The organism is Sulfuriferula nivalis, assembly GCF_009937995.1.
Taxonomy (GTDB): Bacteria; Pseudomonadota; Gammaproteobacteria; order Burkholderiales; family Sulfuriferulaceae; genus Sulfuriferula; species Sulfuriferula nivalis.
Map to the genome: position 1 here is coordinate 2370265 of NZ_AP021881.1, position 18959 is coordinate 2389223.

19 protein-coding genes are annotated in these 18959 nt (G+C 46.1%); 5 read left to right on the forward strand and 14 right to left on the reverse strand.

What is annotated here, in order from left to right; translation table 11 throughout:
- Positions 1 to 2: 2 nt before the first annotated feature.
- On the forward strand, positions 3 to 623 hold the full coding sequence (locus SFSGTM_RS11650; protein WP_162085314.1) for a hypothetical protein: 621 nt from the start codon (positions 3 to 5) through the stop codon (positions 621 to 623).
- Entirely contained in the window at positions 620 to 1153 is a 534-nt protein-coding gene (locus SFSGTM_RS11655; protein WP_162085315.1) for a TlpA family protein disulfide reductase, read from the forward strand. Before SFSGTM_RS11650 ends, SFSGTM_RS11655 begins: the two co-directional genes overlap by 4 nt.
- Before the next feature lie 20 nt (positions 1154 to 1173).
- On the opposite strand, the gene SFSGTM_RS11660 is transcribed toward SFSGTM_RS11655, so the two are convergent.
- Positions 1174 to 1722: a cytochrome b gene (locus SFSGTM_RS11660; protein ID WP_162085316.1), complete on the reverse strand. Its 549-nt coding sequence runs from the start codon at positions 1720 to 1722 to the stop codon at positions 1174 to 1176.
- A 61-nt stretch (positions 1723 to 1783) separates the two neighbouring features.
- Complete coding sequence (locus tag SFSGTM_RS11665; RefSeq protein WP_232526091.1) at positions 1784 to 2962, reverse strand: MFS transporter; 1179 nt, start codon at positions 2960 to 2962, stop codon at positions 1784 to 1786.
- Between the two features lie 64 nt (positions 2963 to 3026).
- Here SFSGTM_RS11665 and SFSGTM_RS11670 point away from each other — a divergent pair, with 64 nt between their 5' ends.
- A complete protein-coding gene (locus SFSGTM_RS11670; RefSeq protein ID WP_162085318.1) occupies positions 3027 to 3314 on the forward strand; it encodes a hypothetical protein in 288 nt (95 codons plus the stop codon).
- Between the two features lie 45 nt (positions 3315 to 3359).
- On the opposite strand, the gene rplS is transcribed toward SFSGTM_RS11670, so the two are convergent.
- The 4 genes from rplS to rpsP all read right to left on the reverse strand — a co-directional run bounded on the left by rplS (position 3360) and on the right by rpsP (position 5329).
- Positions 3360 to 3734 carry a 50S ribosomal protein L19 gene (gene rplS, locus SFSGTM_RS11675; RefSeq protein WP_162085319.1) on the reverse strand — a complete coding sequence of 125 codons (375 nt, stop codon included), beginning with the start codon at positions 3732 to 3734 and terminating at the stop codon, positions 3360 to 3362.
- A gap of 92 nt (positions 3735 to 3826) precedes the next feature.
- Entirely contained in the window at positions 3827 to 4585 is a 759-nt protein-coding gene (trmD, locus tag SFSGTM_RS11680; protein WP_198420552.1) for a tRNA (guanosine(37)-N1)-methyltransferase TrmD, read from the reverse strand.
- Positions 4585 to 5094, reverse strand: a complete 510-nt coding sequence (rimM, locus tag SFSGTM_RS11685) for a ribosome maturation factor RimM (RefSeq protein WP_232525971.1) — start codon at positions 5092 to 5094, stop codon at positions 4585 to 4587. Before rimM ends, trmD begins: the two co-directional genes overlap by 1 nt.
- Positions 5075 to 5329, reverse strand: coding sequence for a 30S ribosomal protein S16 (rpsP, locus tag SFSGTM_RS11690; RefSeq protein WP_162085320.1), 255 nt, complete (start codon positions 5327 to 5329; stop codon positions 5075 to 5077). Before rpsP ends, rimM begins: the two co-directional genes overlap by 20 nt.
- A 169-nt stretch (positions 5330 to 5498) precedes the next feature.
- Here rpsP and map point away from each other — a divergent pair, with 169 nt between their 5' ends.
- Positions 5499 to 6299, forward strand: a complete 801-nt coding sequence (gene map / locus SFSGTM_RS11695) for a type I methionyl aminopeptidase (protein WP_162085321.1) — start codon at positions 5499 to 5501, stop codon at positions 6297 to 6299.
- A gap of 3 nt (positions 6300 to 6302) precedes the next feature.
- Positions 6303 to 8867: a [protein-PII] uridylyltransferase gene (locus SFSGTM_RS11700; protein WP_162085322.1), complete on the forward strand. Its 2565-nt coding sequence runs from the start codon at positions 6303 to 6305 to the stop codon at positions 8865 to 8867.
- On the opposite strand, the gene galU is transcribed toward SFSGTM_RS11700, so the two are convergent.
- The 8 genes from galU to SFSGTM_RS11740 all read right to left on the reverse strand — a co-directional run bounded on the left by galU (position 8864) and on the right by SFSGTM_RS11740 (position 18958).
- Positions 8864 to 9748, reverse strand: a complete 885-nt coding sequence (gene galU, locus SFSGTM_RS11705; protein WP_162085323.1) for a UTP--glucose-1-phosphate uridylyltransferase GalU — start codon at positions 9746 to 9748, stop codon at positions 8864 to 8866. The two genes, SFSGTM_RS11700 and galU, sit on opposite strands and share 4 nt — an antisense overlap.
- Positions 9741 to 11771: an NAD-dependent DNA ligase LigA gene (gene ligA, locus SFSGTM_RS11710; RefSeq protein ID WP_162085324.1), complete on the reverse strand. Its 2031-nt coding sequence runs from the start codon at positions 11769 to 11771 to the stop codon at positions 9741 to 9743. Before ligA ends, galU begins: the two co-directional genes overlap by 8 nt.
- 11 nt (positions 11772 to 11782) lie before the next feature.
- Complete coding sequence (locus SFSGTM_RS11715; protein WP_162085325.1) at positions 11783 to 12883, reverse strand: cell division protein ZipA; 1101 nt, start codon at positions 12881 to 12883, stop codon at positions 11783 to 11785.
- The gene (gene ftsB / locus SFSGTM_RS11720; protein WP_162085326.1) at positions 12880 to 13218 is read right to left on the reverse strand and encodes a cell division protein FtsB; all 339 of its coding nucleotides are present in this window, start codon (positions 13216 to 13218) and stop codon (positions 12880 to 12882) included. Before ftsB ends, SFSGTM_RS11715 begins: the two co-directional genes overlap by 4 nt.
- Positions 13219 to 13240: 22 nt before the next feature.
- Entirely contained in the window at positions 13241 to 14524 is a 1284-nt protein-coding gene (gene eno / locus SFSGTM_RS11725) for a phosphopyruvate hydratase (protein WP_162085327.1), read from the reverse strand.
- Between the two features lie 36 nt (positions 14525 to 14560).
- Complete coding sequence (gene kdsA, locus SFSGTM_RS11730) at positions 14561 to 15400, reverse strand: 3-deoxy-8-phosphooctulonate synthase (protein ID WP_162085328.1); 840 nt, start codon at positions 15398 to 15400, stop codon at positions 14561 to 14563.
- Positions 15397 to 17028 (reverse strand): CTP synthase, encoded by a 1632-nt coding sequence (pyrG, locus tag SFSGTM_RS11735; protein ID WP_162085329.1) that lies wholly within the window; start codon positions 17026 to 17028, stop codon positions 15397 to 15399. Before pyrG ends, kdsA begins: the two co-directional genes overlap by 4 nt.
- 217 nt (positions 17029 to 17245) lie before the next feature.
- Entirely contained in the window at positions 17246 to 18958 is a 1713-nt protein-coding gene (locus tag SFSGTM_RS11740; protein WP_162085330.1) for an EAL domain-containing protein, read from the reverse strand.
- Position 18959: the final 1 nt, after the last annotated feature.

Below are 18959 nucleotides of genomic sequence, written 5' to 3' on the forward strand. Positions count from 1 at the left end.
CCATGAACCAAATAAAAACGACCAGCAATTACAGTAACAGGCCGCTAAACCCTAAGCATTTATTCGCCAATGCTCTCCAGATCCTGCTGCCACTAAGCTTGTTACTAGCAACAGCTAACATTCATGCAGCAGAACGAGATACATACGAAAGCAATGGCATCTCTTTCTCGATTTCAGTTCGCACGCCAGACCAAATCCGAGCATTTTATACTGGCAGAGGTTTTCCAGAAGCTGCTATAGCCGAACTCACATCTAAATGCCTGCTAACCATAGGTGTACGCAACCATCGCAAAGACATAGTCTGGATGGAACCTGCCAAATGGGAATTTACAACAATGCATGGCACTAAGGTGTTGCGCATTAGCCGTGATGCATGGGACAAACGCTGGGCAGAACAGAATATTCCCTTGGCAAACCGCGCCACATTTGGCTGGACCCAGTTACCGGAAAGCAGAGACCTTTATCCTGATGAAACAGCGGGCGGCAATATTGCTATCCAGCCACCCTCAGAGCCATTTACGGTAACAGCATCATTTGATACAAGCGAAGACAGAAGTGGCGCACCTGTTACATTTCAATCCGCTCCACTGACGTGTGGCACGCTATCAGGAACACAGCAATGAGAATAGTGCTGGCTTTGACCATATTGCTTATAAGCTGCTTGAACCCATTAACACTATGGGCGAAAGAAGATGCGAAACCACCAGCAGGTATCGTGACTCTGGATGGTCGCATTGCCCCCACATTGGCGCTTACCAATATGGATGGAGAGCTTACCAACATAAAAACTTACAAAGGCAAATGGATACTGGTGCATTTCTGGGCGACCTGGTGTGGACCGTGTCGACATGAAATGCCGACCTTGCAAGCGCTGCAACAAAGCATCACAAGATCAGATATTAAGCTGGTGCTGGTCAATACGGCAGAAACCGATGATGAGGTGTTTGCATTCCTGCCTACAGTCGCCCCTGAGCTGAACACACTAATGGATAAAGATGGCCTGACCACACAGCGTTGGCAACCACGAGGACTTCCGTCCACCTATATCATCGATCCAGATGGCCACCTGCGCTATCTTGCATTAGGCGGCCGTGACTGGACATCAGTAGAGTACCGCAGTTTCATCAATACGTTACCCAGCCAGCAAAAGTAAAGCCAATATCTGACTTCAAATTAGCGCTTACGCAAAAAAGGTAACATACGTGCCAGCACATCATCACGCTGAATAATCTGATGCTTGAGCGCAGCCGCCGTATGCAATGCAATTAGACCCAATAGTATATAAGCTACTGTTTCATGCAGACTTTCGGTTGTTTCGTGCAAACCATCATTTTTGACTACAAGATCAGGCAATGAAAACAGGCCAAAAAACGATACTGCATGACCACCTGCTGACGCCATCACCCAGCCAGTGAGAGGCACAATAAACATCAATGCATATAATCCTAAATGGATGAGACCTGTAAGTTTTTGTATTGCAACGGGCGTATTAGCTGGTGCTGCCGGTACACCACTGAATAGCCGATTAATTAAACGCAATGTCACCAACAACAAAATTGATATACCTATTGAGATATGTACCGCAAACCATGATAACTGGGCTGGACTATCATCTTTCATATCAACCATAATCCATGCGATAGGAAATGTAACCGCAATTAACAGCGCAATCAGCCAATGCAATACTATCGCAGTGGAATTATAAGAAATGGAATGCTTCATAGTTATTACTCCTCAAAAAACCATTCTAACCTGTTAATCGATTTCCAAACTTAATTTCAACTTAAACCGAGTTTTTAACATGCTGTCCTGTCGTACTTACCAATCCGAACAATGCTATCAGTGAGAATATGGCACCCACATAGAATGTCATTGCTGGCCCTACAAATGTCCATAATCCACCCGCAATAGCACTCGCGACCAATAACGCCACGCCACTTACAAGATTGAAAACGCCAAATGCTGTTCCACGTAAATCTGCAGGTGCTGCATCTGCAACCAGTGCCGAGAGCAAACCTTGCGTTGCCCCCATGTGTAAACCCCATACCACAGCACCTAAACATACCAGCCAAACATTACTGGCGTTTGCCAATACCAAATCCGCTACTATGAGCAGCACCACGCCTAACACCAGCAAATGACGACGGTTTCCTGTGTCGGAATATTTACCCAATGGGTAAGCACTTGCGGCGTATACGACATTCATCACGATAAGTATCATAGGGATCCAAGTCACAGCCAAGCCCACATTTTCGGCTCGCAACAATAAGAATGCTTCAGAAAATCGTGCCAGCGTTAACACAGCAGTAAAGCCCATCACTGCCCAAAAATGAACGGGTAAACGATACATATCAGCCGGATTTAAAGGCATACGCCGATTTGTGGCTGATGGCACAACTTCAGGCTCTTGCACGCCAAAAATAATTAACAATACACATATGATTGCGGGCCCAACCGCCACCCAAAATACCAGCTTAAAATTATCATGACTAACAGCCATCAATGCCATCGCCACTATTGGCCCTGCAAATGCACCCACGGTGTCCATAGACTGCCGTAAACCAAAAGCTGCACCACGTTGCTCAGGCGGTGTGATATCTGCAATTAACGCATCACGTGGCGCACCTCGTATACCTTTGCCGATACGATCAAGGAAACGGGCAGTCAAAATAGCAGTCATACCTGTCGCTAGCGGGAATAGTGGCTTGGTCAACGCCGCCATGCCATACCCCAACAAGACCAAAGGTTTACGTCGACCTATCCAGTCCGAAATCACCCCAGAAAACACTTTGGTAATTGAAGCTGTCGCTTCTGCCACACCCTCTATTAAACCTACTGACAATACCGATGCACCCAGCACAACCACCAGATACACAGGCAGCAAGCTATGTATCATTTCCGAAGAGAAATCCATAAACAAACTGACCAGTCCTAACGCAATAACACCTTTGGGTAACTTCACTTGTGCCAAGATATTGCCTCCTGTACTATTTTTAAATAATTTATCTAGCAGATTAACACAAGCCATGACCTACCTTGAACTCATCACAGCACTTGAAGCCCGTACAGGCTATCGCTTATTACCCACACCAGACGACACCTTCCTCACTGAAGTCACACAAATGATCTACAACTGGTGCGCACTGACCAGTCCACAAGCTAAGGTAGAGCGAGCCGCTGTAGTTAATAGTCTGGGACCACTTAGACGTGAATTTATGGCCGGTATGGGATCAGCCCATGACTTTCGTAAACTCAACCAACTTATCGAGGCCATTGATGCAGAATTTGATGATGCACATAATCGCCAGGCATAAAAAAAGCAGACCATAAAGATCTGCTTTTTTAATACCAACTGTAAATTAAACAGTTTTAACTTTACGTGCTGGCAACTTTTCTTTGATACGTGCAGATTTACCTGAACGATCACGCAAGTAGTACAGTTTAGCGCGACGAACATCACCACGACGCTTAACTTCTACAGTTGCGATAAGTGGTGAATAAGTTTGGAATGTACGTTCCACACCTTCACCAGCTGAAATCTTACGTACGGTGAATGCGGAGTTCAAGCCACGGTTACGCTTAGCGATAACCACACCTTCATAAGCCTGCAAACGCTCACGTGTACCTTCTTTAACTTTTACACTAACGATAACGGTATCGCCAGGTGCAAACTCAGGAATAACCTTTGCCAAACGGGCAATTTCTTCCTGTTCCAATTGTTGTATCAAATTCATCGCGTACTCCTAAAATTAAATTGAGGTCTTAGACCTTACTGCACGGAGCAAGCCGCCGCTTGACGTACAGGGTTTGTTGTTACCAGATTAAACTAATCTGGTGTATTTTCTTGCTGGCCTAACGCCAACAAGTCAATTTCTGCCTGGCTGATACCCCGCCTTGCTAATAAATCTGGGCGACTTTTTTGTGTCGCCAACAATGACTGCTGCAATCGCCAGCGCTGTATCTTGGCATGATTACCGCCGAGTAACACAGCTGGCACAGACACGCCTTTATACACTTCTGGTCGCGTATAATGCGGATAATCAAGCAATCCATTCACGAATGAATCTTGTATCGCAGAATCCGCATCACCTAATACACCAGGCAGTTGCCGCACTATCGCATCAATAACGACCATCGCAGCTAATTCACCACCCGACAGCACATAATCGCCGATGGAAATCGCCTCATCTACCCGGCTATCGAGTAAACGCTGATCTACACCTTCGTAACGCCCAGCCAGAAAAATCAGACCTGGACGTGCCGCTAATTCCATCACCAATGCATGGTCTAAGGTACGACCCTGCGGCGATAAATAAATCACATGTGGCTCAACACCACACTCACGCTGCCGAGCTTCTGCGGCATCCAGAGCAGCATCTAACGGCTCTGCCAACATCACCATACCTGGACCACCACCATATGGCCTGTCGTCCACTGTGCGATGATTATCACTGGTAAAATCTCGCGGATTCCACACTTGCAGATGAGCATGTTGCCGTGCAAATGCTCGGCTACTGATACCGAATTCACTAATCGCCGCAAACATTTGTGGGAATAAACTCACCACATCAATTTGCAAAGGCATTAGTAATCCAGCTCCCAATCCACAGTAATCAATTTCGTAGCCAAGTCTACTTGTTGCACAACTTTACCTACAAAAGGGATTAAATATTCACGCACGCCCTGCACAACCATCACATCATGCGCACCAGCTTCAAGCAACTGCACAACTTCTCCAAATGCCTCGCCACGTAAATTAACTACGGACAAACCAATCAAATCAGTCCAGTAATACTCATTTTCTGCTGGTTCAGGCAATGAATCAGCTGGAACAGCTATTTCACAGCCTTTTAAAGCTAGCGCCTGATCTCGATCACTAACACCTACCAATTCAGCAACTAGACTATTAGTATGCAATTTAGCATTGGCAACTTGATATAGCTGCCAGTCATTGCCTCGTTTAACATACCATTCAGCGTAATCAGCCAATGTATCTGCATTTTCGGTGAAAGTCTGAATTTTCATCCAGCCCTTAACACCATATGGGATCGCTACGCGCCCCATAATCACCAAGTTATCCAGCGACTTTTGCACTTTCAGTCTTAACTAATTTAGCAACTGCATCGCTAATTTGTGCGCCCTGAGAAACCCAATGAGCAACACGCTCCAAACTCAAACGCAAACCTTCTACACCTTCTTTAGCCAGCGGATTGTAAAAACCAACGCGCTCAATGAAGCGGCCATCACGACGATTGCGTGAATCAGCAACAACTACATTATAGAAAGGGCGGTTTTTCGCGCCACCACGTGCAAGACGAATAATAACCATCGTGAGTGCCTAACCAATTGAATTAAAAGAGCGCGATTATATGATAAAACGGCTTGCTTGACAAGTTAGCCATGAAGCTTATCCTCAAATGCAACATAATAAATATTTTTGACCATTACCGTCTCATCCCTTATCCTTAGACCTCTTATCTCTTTGTATTATTACCACCATGTCAGTTAGCATTAAATCCCCCGCAGATATTGAAAAAATGCGTGTTGCAGGTCGCCTTGGTTCAGAGGTGCTTGATTTTATTACACCCTATGTCGTTCCAGGTGTTACCACTGACCAGCTGGATAAGCTATGCCATGACTATATGGTAGACGTACAGCATACTATTCCTGCACCATTAAACTATGCGCCTGGTGGCCATACGCCTTATCCTAAATCGATTTGCACCTCTATCAATCAACAAATTTGCCACGGCGTGCCAGGTGACAAGCAGCTTAAAGATGGAGACATCGTCAATATTGACGTGACCGTGATTAAAGATGGCTGGCATGGTGATACCAGCCGTATGTTTTATGTAGGTGAACCAGTCGCCTATGCCAAACGTTTGTGTGAAATCACTTACCAAGCTATGTGGCACGGCATTGCAATGGTGCGGCCAGGAGCAACTTTAGGCGACATCGGTCAAACCATACAAAAATTTGCTGAAGGACAAGGATACAGCGTAGTACGTGAATTTTGTGGACATGGTATCGGTCAGAAATTTCATGAAGAACCACAAGTATTACATTATGGTCGTGCAGGCACAGGTCTGAAACTAGCACCAGGTATGATATTTACCATAGAACCTATGATTAACGCAGGCAAACGCGATATTCGCCAACTGAATGATGGCTGGACTATAGTCACTAAAGATCGCAGTCTGTCAGCGCAATGGGAACACACGGTTTTAGTCACAGAAACTGGTTATGAAGTATTGACCGTTTCTGCTGGCACACCACCCACACCCGATTTCGTCAAATAATCTATGCCCGCCACGATCACCACACTTGTTCCCAAGTGGCGGAAACGACTTATCGCTGGGCGCGACCACATCAAGCAACTGTTCTTCAAGGGCAAGCATACTCACGCAATATTAACACTCAATAAACAGCTCATAGATGTTCTGCTAATTGAAATCTGGCAAACACTGAATCTGCCTGAGAAAGCTGCACTCATCGCGGTTGGCGGATATGGTCGTGGTGAGCTATATCCTTACTCTGATGTCGATTTACTTATTTTATTAGATCATCCTGCGAAGCCCGCAGAAGAGCAAGCCCTGACACAACTTATTGGGATATTTTGGGATATTGGTCTGGAGGTAGGCACAAGCGTACGCACTCTGGATGAATGCATAGTCGCCGCAAAGGACGACATTACCATTCTGACCAATCTGCTTGAGTCTCGCTTCCTTGCTGGCAATCACGTCACCTTCACACACTTCAAACAACAGTATCAACAACTATTTGATCCACGCAGTTTCTTTGAAGGGAAATTGCTCGAGCAAAATCAGCGTCACGCACGCTACAATGACAGCGCCTATCAACTTGAACCCAATATCAAAGAAAGTCCCGGCGGCTTAAGGGATTTGCATAATTTACGCTGGTTAGCGATTGCCGCAGGAATTGGCAGCAAATGGACAGATTTGGTACATGCAGGTTTGCTCAGCCATACTGAACTACGTCAAATTCAAAATCTTGCCCGTTTTTTAGCCGAGTTGAGAGTACGCTTACATTATTTAGCAGGTCGACGTGAAGATCGACTCCTGTTTGATTTTCAGCATAGTTTAGCTGGGCAATACCAGATAGTCTCGACTAGCACCCGACGTGCCAGCGAATTGCTAATGCAGCGCTATTACCGCAATGTTAAAGCCTTGGCTCAACTGCGTGACATTTTATTGCCTAATTTACGCGCGTGCATCGTTGCCAGCCCACCCAACAGCACCCCACTGAATCCCCGCTTCAACAATAACAATCAACTACTTTGCGCAGTTGACCAATCCGTATTTGAACGTGACCCAAGCGCTATTTTCGAGTGCTTTTTGTTACTCGAACATCACCACGAACTCAGGGGAATGAGCGCGCCTACCTTGCGCAGCCTTTGGCGCGCAAGCAAGCATATTAATGATGCATTTCGTCGCAATCCAGTACATCAAGCGCAATTCATGGAGATACTGCGTTCCCCATCAGGCGTTACACGCGCCCTACGCAACATGAACCACTACGGCATACTGGGACGCTACATTCCGGCTTTCGGGCGCATTGTTGGTCAAATGCAGCACGACCTCTATCACATCTACACTGTAGACGAGCACACATTAGCCGTATTACGCAATTTACGCCGACTTACCATAGCCGAACTGGCTCATGAGCATCCACTGGCCAGCCGCCTTATGGCTACCTTTGAACGTCCTGAAGTACTTTACCTTAGCGCGTTATTTCACGACATTGCTAAAGGTCGGGGTGGTGATCACGCTATATTAGGCATGGTAGATGCGCGCAAATTTTGTCACTTGCACCAATTACCACCTGAAGATACAGAACTCATTGTATGGCTGGTAGGTGAGCATCTGAATTTATCGGCTACTGCGCAAAAACAGGATTTGTCAGATCCAGAGGTTATCGCACACTTTACCGCTCACATCCCGGATGAGCGGCATCTTGTCGCATTATATTTACTTACTAACTGCGACATACGTGGCACCAGCCCCAAGGTATGGAATGCATGGAAAGCCAAATTACTGGCTGATTTATTCTACGCCAGCCAGCGCCTGCTACGAGGCGACACCATTACAGGCAACCCTCTATCGAGCACACAACAACAAGCCGCCGATTTATTACGTTTATATGGCTTGCGCCCTCACATTGAAGATCCATTATGGTCACAACTCACCGACACATACTTTCTTCGCCACGATGCAAAAGAAGTTGCCTGGCACACTCGACAACTCTGGCACTGTGTAGACACTAAAACCGCCATAGTACGTGCGCGTTTAAGTCCTTTGGGCGAAGGCATACAGGTCATGATTTACGCGCCAGATGAAGACAGCTTATTTGCTCAAATTTGTGGTTTTTTTGAAGATGTGAACTACACCATTGTTGATGCTAAAATCCACACCGCACGTAATGGCTATGTGTTGGATAGTTTTGTCATCCTAGATAAACATCAGCGCAGCATGCCTTACCGTGACTTTCTCAGTTATATTGAACACGAACTGGCCAAGCGACTGAACGCCAAAACACCATTAAAGCAATCCACTCGTGGGCGCATTAGCCGCCATCTTAAGCACTTCCCCATCATGCCAGAAGTCAGTTTACGCGCTGATGAAAATAACAAATTTTTCCTGCTTAATCTAGTCGCAGGTGACAGACCTGGCCTGCTATTTGCCATTGCCCAAGTGCTATATCAACATCAAGTAAGTGTTTACACAGCTAAAATCAGCACCCTTGGTGAACGCGCCGAAGACACTTTCACCTTGCACAGCAATTCACTAAATCAGATACAGCAACGAATTCGACTGGAAACTGATTTAATGAAAGTTTTAAATATTTAACCAGGCTGCTCAACTCTGCAGCGCCCATCTAAATAAGCCTGGAATTCAACTGCAACTTCCGGATGTTTAAGGGCAAGCTCAACCGTAGCTTTCAGATAACCTAACTTACTGCCGCAGTCATAACGCACGCCTTCAAACGCATAAGCCAAGACCTGCTGCTCTTGCAATAATTGCGCAATCCCATCCGTTAACTGTAACTCGCCACCTGCACCAAAGGGAATGTTTTCCAGATGGTGGAAGATACGCGGTGTCAGAATATAACGACCAACGACGCCCAATGTAGATGGTGCTTCAGCAGGTTTAGGCTTTTCAACTATGGCATCTACCTTACTCAAATTACCAGTCACAGGCTTAGCATCAACAATCCCGTAAGAACTGGTTTCTTCCAGTGCCACTTGCTGCACACCCAAAATAGAACACTGATAATAACTATACAATTCAGTCATTTGCTTCATAGCAGGCACATTAGAATCGATCAAATCATCAGCCAATATCACCGCAAATGGTTCATTATTAACTACTGGTTTGGCACATAAGACGGCGTGACCTAAACCTAACGCCTCTTCTTGACGAATATAAATACAAGTCACACCAGGTGGAATAATGCCACGCACCAACTCCAACAGCTTCTTCTTGTTAGCCGCCTCTAATTTATCCTCTAACTCGTATGCCTTATCAAAATGATCTGGAATTGCCCGTTTACTACGGCCAGTAATAAAGATTAAATCTGTAATTCCCGCAGCAATAGCCTCCTCAACAGCATACTGTATCAATGGCTTATCTACGATAGGTAACATTTCTTTTGGCATCGCCTTAGTTGCAGGCAAGAATCGTGTACCCATACCTGCTACTGGAAACACTGCTTTGGTGACTTTATTCATGCTCATATTTTCCCAATATATTAATCAATTCAGCTTCATCGATGATGGTAACACCTAATTCTTGCGCTTTAATGAATTTACTGCCGGGGTCTGCACCTGCGACAACGTATGTCGTTTTTTTCGATACACTACCAGCTACCTTAGCTCCGATAGCCTCAATTTTTGCTTTTGCCTCGTCACGACTCAAATTAGGCAAAGTCCCTGTAACGACAAAAACACTACCACTTAATGGATTATCAACGACATCCTTGACAGACATAGTATCATGCCAATGTACACCCATGGCAAGTAGCAACTCAATCACAGTACGATTATGTGGTTCACTAAAAAACTGCAAAACAGAATTAGCCACCACTTTACCCACGTCTGGCACACGTATGAGCGTCTCCTCATCCGCAACCATTAATGCGTCCAAATTGCCAAAATAGCGGGCTAAATCTTTAGCCGTCTGCTCACCCACATGACGGATACCCAATGCATAAATAAAACGTGCCAGCGTTGTCTGTTTGCTTTTTTCTATTGCCGCCAATATATTCTGTGCAGATTTTTCCCCCATGCGCTCCAGATTCATCAGGCTTAACAAACCAAGCCGATATAAATCAGCAGGGTGATGCACGATATCTTCATCGACCATTTGGTCTATCAGTTTATCGCCCAGCCCATCAATATCCATCGCTCGACGACTGGAAAAATGCCATAGCGCCTGTTTACGCTGGGCTGGACAATACAGACCGCCAGTACAACGTGCAATCGCCTCATCAGCCAGACGCACAATATGAGAACCACACACGGGGCATGTTGTCGGCATAACAAATTCGCGGACATCGGCTGGGCGACGCGACAAAACCACAGAAACCACTTCAGGAATCACATCTCCCGCACGCCGCACATTAACACTGTCACCTATCCTGATATCTTTACGACGTATCTCATCTTCGTTATGCAATGTTGCATTAGTAACTATCACCCCACCCACCTGCACTGGGACTAAACGTGCAACTGGCGTGATAGCACCCGTCCGCCCCACTTGCACATCGATATCCAATACGACTGTAGTCGCCTCTTGTGCAGGAAATTTATGGGCTATCGCAAAGCGGGGGGCGCGAGCAACAAAGCCAATTTGAGATTGCAATGCCAGATCGTCTACCTTATACACCACGCCATCAATATCAAATGGCAATTGCTCACGCATTTCTCCTACCCGCTGATAATAACCCAGCAGCCCATCCACACCCTGAACCACATCAACCAGCTTAGCCACTGGCAAATGCCACTCAGCCAGTTGCCGCATCATCGCACTATGCGTTGCTGGCATAACATAGCCGGTACACTCACCCACGCCATAAGCAAAAAAATGCAGCCCACGTGTTGCGGTAATACGTGAATCCAACTGCCGTAATGAGCCTGCCGCCGCATTGCGCGGATTGGCAAACTCTTTTAAACCTTGATTACGTTGAGCTTGATTTAGCGTTTGAAAGTCGGCTTTTAACATCAATACTTCGCCACGTATTTCAATACGATCAGGAGGAGTCAATGTTGCCAGAGACATGGGAATTGCACGTATCGTACGCAGATTCAATGTCACATCTTCACCTACATAGCCATCGCCACGTGTAGCTCCCATAACGAACTGACCATGTTCATAGACCAGATTGATTGCCAAACCATCAAACTTAGGTTCGACTGCATAAATCATTTCCGTCACATGCACTGCCTCGCACACACGCCGGTCAAATGCGATGACATCATCATCACTAAACGCGTTGTTCAGTGATAACATCGGTGTGCTGTGGGTAGTATGAGAAAATTCGCTCAGCGCTGCGCCTCCCACACGTTGCGTGGGTGATGTGGCTGTAATAAATTGAGGATATTGCTGTTCTAGGTTTTGTAGTTCGCGGAATAAGCTATCGTACTCAGCATCGCTGACCTCAGGCGCATCAAGCACATAATAACGATAGTTATGATATTCGAGCTGTTTTCGTAATTGTTCTATATGGTCTTGAATTTCAGCGATGGTAGTCATGCCAGCAGCAACTAGTTAAATAAACGCAGAGCTCGCCGCCCACCTGCAGGTATCTCATTTGCTTCCATACGTTGATAGATGTGGACTAACTGCAATTGAATTTTTTCTATGCCTGCGGGTGACAATGGACGAATATTATCGTCAACCAGTTTACCACCCAAAGCCTGAGCTAATTGCTGACCAAATTGCGCTAATTCTGCAAAAGCAGCCAAGCCATTATCCACTCTAGGCACTTCAAACATCAAAGTCACACCATGTGTATGCAATGCTGGCATAGACTCAGCAGAGAAAGGCGTATCCTCATGATTGCACAACGCATAAACGATTTCACCGCGTTCGTTATGCCGTTGATATACACCGGCATTATTTAGAACCAGACCTGCATTCTGGGCTACTTGAGCGATTTGATCTCCGGAGAAACTTGCACCATCATCACTCACCACATTAAGACCGATGAGCACATCAACCTCAACACAAAACTGGTCTAATTTGTTTGCCTTAAGTAAAGCAGGTGCAATATCTTGCCAATTAGCTACTCCATTAAAACGACTCGCCAGCTGACGCGCAGTTTGCGTAATTCGATATAACTGTGATTCAGTCACAGGACCCGCACGATCTGCCAGTTGCACAGCGATTACCACATCAGTATAAGCAACATCTCGCCAGGGCGCGATTTCAACCCAGGCAGCAGATTGATCAACATAGCCTAACCAACGAACTGGCTTACCAGCAGCATCCTCGGCATCCATTAACGGAGCAAAAGCAGCACTCGGTATGGCATCAGCTGTTTGCACAGCGATTATGTACTCCAACTGAGTGTCAGTCGGTGCAGGCGGCAATTCCTGTGCCACATGCGCCGCCGCTACCTTTTCAACTGGGGCAGGAACATTGACTGCCACTTCATTGATGGCTGATATCTGCTCTGATATAACAGGCTCTATTCGCACCTCAGGAACATCGTCTACAACAGGCTGAAATAAAACATCTTCATGCTTGCTAAACATCTCCATCGACTGCTTGCGGTATTTACGCTCTTGAAACCAGTTATAAAACAGTATTGCAATGATGATGACTACAGCAAGTACGATGAGACTAATTTGCAATGAATTCATCTTGTCGTTCCGTGGCTAGTATCTGCGATGGGGGTATTAAGAATTGTCGAACTTGGCGGTGGTGGCGCATCCAGGATCTGATAAAAAATCTCGTTTTTGCGCACCATACCTAATTCATTACGGGCTCGCTCTTCAATTGCACCCAAGCCCTGTTTTAAATCACGCACTTCCGCATACATCGCGGCATTACGTGCGGTTAATTTAGCGTTAATCTGTTGCTGTTGTAACAGTTGTTGTTGCGTATCCCATACTTGCAACCAACTTCCTTTTCCCAGCCAAAGCGGATACTGCACCAGCAATAACAAGCCCAGTAATATGCCTGTCAACGTACGCATCACGCTTGGCCTTTAAAGAAAATTAGCCGATGGAGTAAAAAGCTGCGCGACCAGGGAAACGAGCCGAAGCACCCAGCTCTTCTTCTATACGCAGCAACTGGTTATATTTAGCCATACGGTCTGAACGTGATAGCGAACCTGTTTTGATTTGCAAGGCGTTGGTTGCTACTGCCAAATCAGCAATGGTTGTATCTTCAGTTTCACCAGAACGATGTGAAATAATCGAAGTATAGCCAGCACGTTTGGCTGTTTCTATCGCATCGAAGGTTTCAGACAAAGTACCAATTTGGTTCACTTTAATCAAAATTGAATTGCAAATCCCACGACTAATACCCTCAGTCAGGATTTTAGCGTTAGTTACAAACAAATCATCACCAACCAATTGGATAGATTGCTTCAAGCGTGCTGTCAACACTGCCCAACCAGCCCAGTCACCTTCTGCCATACCATCTTCAATACTGACGATAGGATATTTATCACACCAGGCAGCCAGATAATCAGTGAACTGTTCAGCACTCAACGCCAAACCTTCTGATTCAATCTGGTATTTACCATCACGGTAGAATTCGCTCGCAGCGCAATCTACACCAATGGCAATATCCTGACCCGGCACATAACCTGCTGCCTCTATCGCCTGAACGATAAGCTTTAAAGCGGCTTCATTAGATTCCAGATTAGGCGCGAAACCACCTTCATCACCGACAGTAGTAGTCATACCTAAGCCGTCTAATATCTTCTTCAAGGCGTGGAAAACCTCTGCGCCATAACGCAGCGCTTCACGGAAGCTAGGCGCACCCAATGGAATAATCATGAACTCTTGCATGTCGATATTATTATTCGCATGCGCGCCACCATTGATGATATTCATCATAGGCACTGGCAGATTCATCGGACCTGCGCCACCCAAATAACGATATAACGGCAAACCAGATTCCTCAGCCGCGGCACGTGCCACAGCCATAGACACGGCTAATATCGCATTTGCGCCCAGGCGTGACTTACTTTCTGTGCCGTCTAAATCAATCATAGTTTGATCAATAAATGACTGGTCTTCAGCATCCAGACCAATAATCGCTTCACAAATCTCGGTATTAACGAATTCAACCGCTTTCAACACACCTTTACCCAAATAACGGGATTTATCACCATCACGCAATTCGATCGCTTCGCGACTACCAGTAGAAGCGCCGGATGGTACGGCAGCACGTCCCAGTACACCTGACTCCAGCAAGACATCTGCTTCAACAGTTGGATTGCCACGTGAATCCAAAATTTCACGGGCGATAACATCAACGATTACACTCATTTCTTTCCCCTCAATAATTTACTGGCTAACCTATGGTTAGAGCGTATGTTCAATAAAACCACGTTGTTTAACCAACGCATCAATTTCTTTTAACGTATACAACAATTCTTTCATCCGTCCCAACGGCCAGGCATTGGGACCATCTGACAGTGCACATGCAGGATCTGGATGGGTTTCTGCAAACACACCCGCCACACCTGCTGACACTGCCGCACGCGCCAATACAGGCACAAACTCACGCTGACCACCCGAAACATTGCCCTGACCACCAGGCAACTGCACCGAATGCGTCGCATCAAACACGACCGGACAACCAGTTTCACGCATCACCATCAATGAACGCATGTCCGATACCAGATTGTTATAACCAAACGACACACCACGCTCACATACCATGATGTTATCTTGGCCACCATTTGCTGCTTTAGCTTTATCCACTACATTTTTCATATCCCAAGGTGCCAGAAACTGCCCCTTTTTGATATTTACAGGCTTGCCTGAACACGCTACCGCATGGATAAAATCGGTCTGGCGGCACAGGAACGCAGGCGTTTGCAACACATCAACCACAGCCGCGACTTCAGCAATTTCTTCTATGCTGTGCACGTCAGTTAAGATGGATACGCCGATTTCACGCTTTACGTCTGCCAGTATCTGCAAACCCGCATCACGACCAGGGCCGCGGTATGATGTGCCCGAACTACGATTCGCCTTGTCATACGACGATTTGTAGATAAAAGGTATATTCAATTCAGCACAAATTTCTTTCAGCTGTCCTGCTGTATCCATCGCCATTTGGCGGGATTCAACAACACAAGGACCAGCAATCAAAAACAGAGGCTGTTCTAAGCCAACTTCAAATCCACATAACTTCATACGTGCGCCCCTAAATGATCTACTGCTGCATTTACAAACGCCTTAAATAAAGGATGTCCATCACGCGGTGTAGAAGTGAACTCAGGATGGAATTGGCATGCCATAAACCAGGGATGGTCAGGCAACTCTATCATTTCGCACAAGCCATCTGTCGTAGAGTGCCCGCTTACCCGCAAGCCGGCTTGTTCCAGCTGTGGCAATAAAGCCCCGTTAACTTCATAACGATGACGATGACGCTCAACGATTTCACTCGCACCATAAACTTTACTTGCCAACGAGCCAGCCAATAAATCACAGGACTGACCACCCAGGCGCATTGTACCGCCCAGGTTAGACTCTTCTGACCGCGTTTCAACCTGACCCGCAGCGTCTTTCCATTCGGAAATCAGCGCCACAATCGGATGCGTGGTTGCTGGCTCAAACTCGGTACTATGTGCATCACTCATACCAGCCTTGTGCCGCGCAAACTCTATCACCGCCAACTGCATACCCAGACAGATACCCAAATAAGGAATTTTGTTTTCACGTGCATATTGGATAGCCAATATCTTACCTTCCACACCGCGCTTACCAAATCCACCAGGCACCAGTATCGCGTGCATACCCGCTAAGGCGCCTATGCCATCTGTTTCCAACAACTCGGAATCAATGTAGTGAATATTAATTTTGGTATGAGTATGTATACCCGCATGGATCAATGCTTCAGACAATGATTTATAAGATTCGGTCAGACCCACGTATTTGCCGACCATCGCAATATCAACTTCATGCTGTGGATGCTCAAGTGATTCAACTAGACCATTCCACATGCTCAAATCTGCGGGCTTAGGATCTATACCGAATTTACGGCAAACGATTTCATCCATGCCCTGTTCACGCAGCATTTCGGGGATTTTATAAATGCTATCAACGTCATGCACCGACACCACCGCATTTGCTTCCAAATTCGTAAACAGCGCGATTTTACGACGCTCTTCATCAGGCAACGGACGATCACCACGGCACAGCACCACATCAGGCTGTATACCGATTTCGCGCAGCTCCTTGACCGAATGTTGAGTAGGCTTGGTTTTAACCTCGCCCGCTTTACCCAAATAAGGCACAAGGGTGAGATGGATATAGCAGGTATTATTACGCCCCTCTTGCAAACCCATTTGACGGATAGCCTCAAGGAATGGCAAAGACTCAATATCACCTACCGTACCACCAACCTCGACAATAGCGATTTCCGCACCTGCCGCGCCTGCGCGTATATGCTGTTTAATTTCATCGGTGATATGCGGAATAACTTGCACAGTCCCACCCAGATATTCACCGCGACGCTCTTTTTTAATCACGGATTCATAAATCTGGCCAGTCGTAAAGTTATTACGTTTAGACATCTTGGCATGCGTAAATCGCTCATAATGCCCAAGATCAAGATCAGTTTCAGCGCCATCTTCGGTGACAAACACCTCACCATGCTGAAACGGACTCATCGTCCCGGGATCAACGTTGATATACGGATCCAGTTTCATCATAGTGACTTGCATGCCGCGAGATTCGAGGATAGCAGCGAGAGAAGCGGCGGCGATTCCCTTGCCTAGGGAAGACACCACACCACCAGTAACAAATATATAACGAGTCATGTTGAATTTACAGCGCAGGTAATGCTGAATTTTAGCCTAAAGCGCAAGCACAGACAATTAGCTAGCAGAGATAAATCCGCTCAATTCCTGCATTCCCCTACCAGTCTCAGGGTAAAACCTTTGTTTCACAATGAATTAACCGAAAACTGAACGAATTCACAAATCATTTCCAGATTAATTAAAGCACCGCGATCGAACTCGAATCTTGTACAGCTTTTCAGCCACTGATTAAATTACTCAAAGGCATCGGTTTTGAAACAACATACCCCTGAGCATAATCGACCCCCAAGTCTGACAAAATAGCTAAAATTTCGTCATTCTCGACATATTCTGCGATCGTCTGCATCCCCATCGCGTGAGCAATAGTATTGACTGATGCAACAATAGAACGGGATATAGCATCATCAACTATCTCTTTCACAAAACAACCATCTATTTTCAGATAATCAACAGGCAGCTTCCTCAGATATTTCAGTGAACACATACCACTACCAAAATCGTCCAACGAAAAGCGATATCCCTTATCACGCAATGTGGAAATAAACTTAATAGCATCACTCAGCTCACCCACAGCAGCCGATTCTGTCAATTCAAAACAGATATGCTTAGGGTCAATCGCAGCTGCGTCCAATGTATCTAATAAAAAATGCAGAAACTTGACATCAAGGAAAGATTTGCCCGACAAGTTAATCGAAAACTCCTGCTCCGGATGCAGTTGATGCAAGTGCGCTTTGACCCACTGCAAGGTATTAGTAATCACCCAACGATCCACAGCCGGCATTAAATCATAGCGCTCCGCCGCTGGAATAAATGCATCAGGAAAAATCAACCGATTATTCTGATCAAGCATACGCAGCAAGACCTCTCCATGATGTCGGGCACCAGTTCCTATCATCTGTATAGGCTGATAATAAAGCTGGAACGAATCACTACGCAACGCTTCTGGGATAGCAAGCACCCAGCGCATTTCATGTTTTTTTTCTATGGTATCCAGATCATCTGATTTATAAACATGCACTTGATTCCTGCCCTTGGCCTTAGCAGCAAAACAGGCACTATCAGCCTCGGCTAACAATTCCCCGCCACTCTTGCTATATGGAGTAATCAGGCTAATACCGATGCTGATACCGATCGTGAAAATCTGGCTGCGCCAATCAAAACGGTATTGCTGAACAGCCTCACGAATTTCATCGGCAACAATCAACGCACGATCCATTTCACAATTTGCCAGCAACACACCAAATTCATCACCACCCAGCCTTGCAACGGCATCATCTGGTTTAATTACAAAACCACTCATCACCTCCGCGATTTGCACTAACAACGCATCTCCGGCAGTGTGTCCAACGGTATCATTGAGTAACTTAAACTGATCCAGATCCATATACATCAGAATATGCTGATGACGATTATCCTTAGCATCCTGAAATAGGCACTCCAGGCGCGTATCAAACTCCCTGCGATTCCAAAGACCAGTCAACATGTCATGACGGGCAAAATAATCCATTTGCTGCTCACTACGAATGCGGGCGCGACGTTCTTCTGCTTGCCGCAATTCGCGTTCTATCGCTTGAGGCAGGCGGGCACTTTTATCTTTCATAATATAGTCGTTAGCGCCCGACCTCATTGCCTCAACTGCAATTTCCTCACCAACCGTACCCGACAATAAAAAAAATGGTATCGTTTGATCAAATTCACGTACTGTATGCAGCGCATCCATCCCATCAAACTGAGGCACTATTTTGTAATCAGAAATCACCACATCCCAACATACTGGGGGCATGAATGTCCTCAGCGCTTCCTCCGAACAAACACGTTCCAGCGATACATGATAGCCAGCACCCTTCAACTGACGACGCAACAACAGCTCATCGTCAACTGAGTCTTCTATCATTAGCACGCGCAACGGTTTTAATTCATGCTCAGCCATG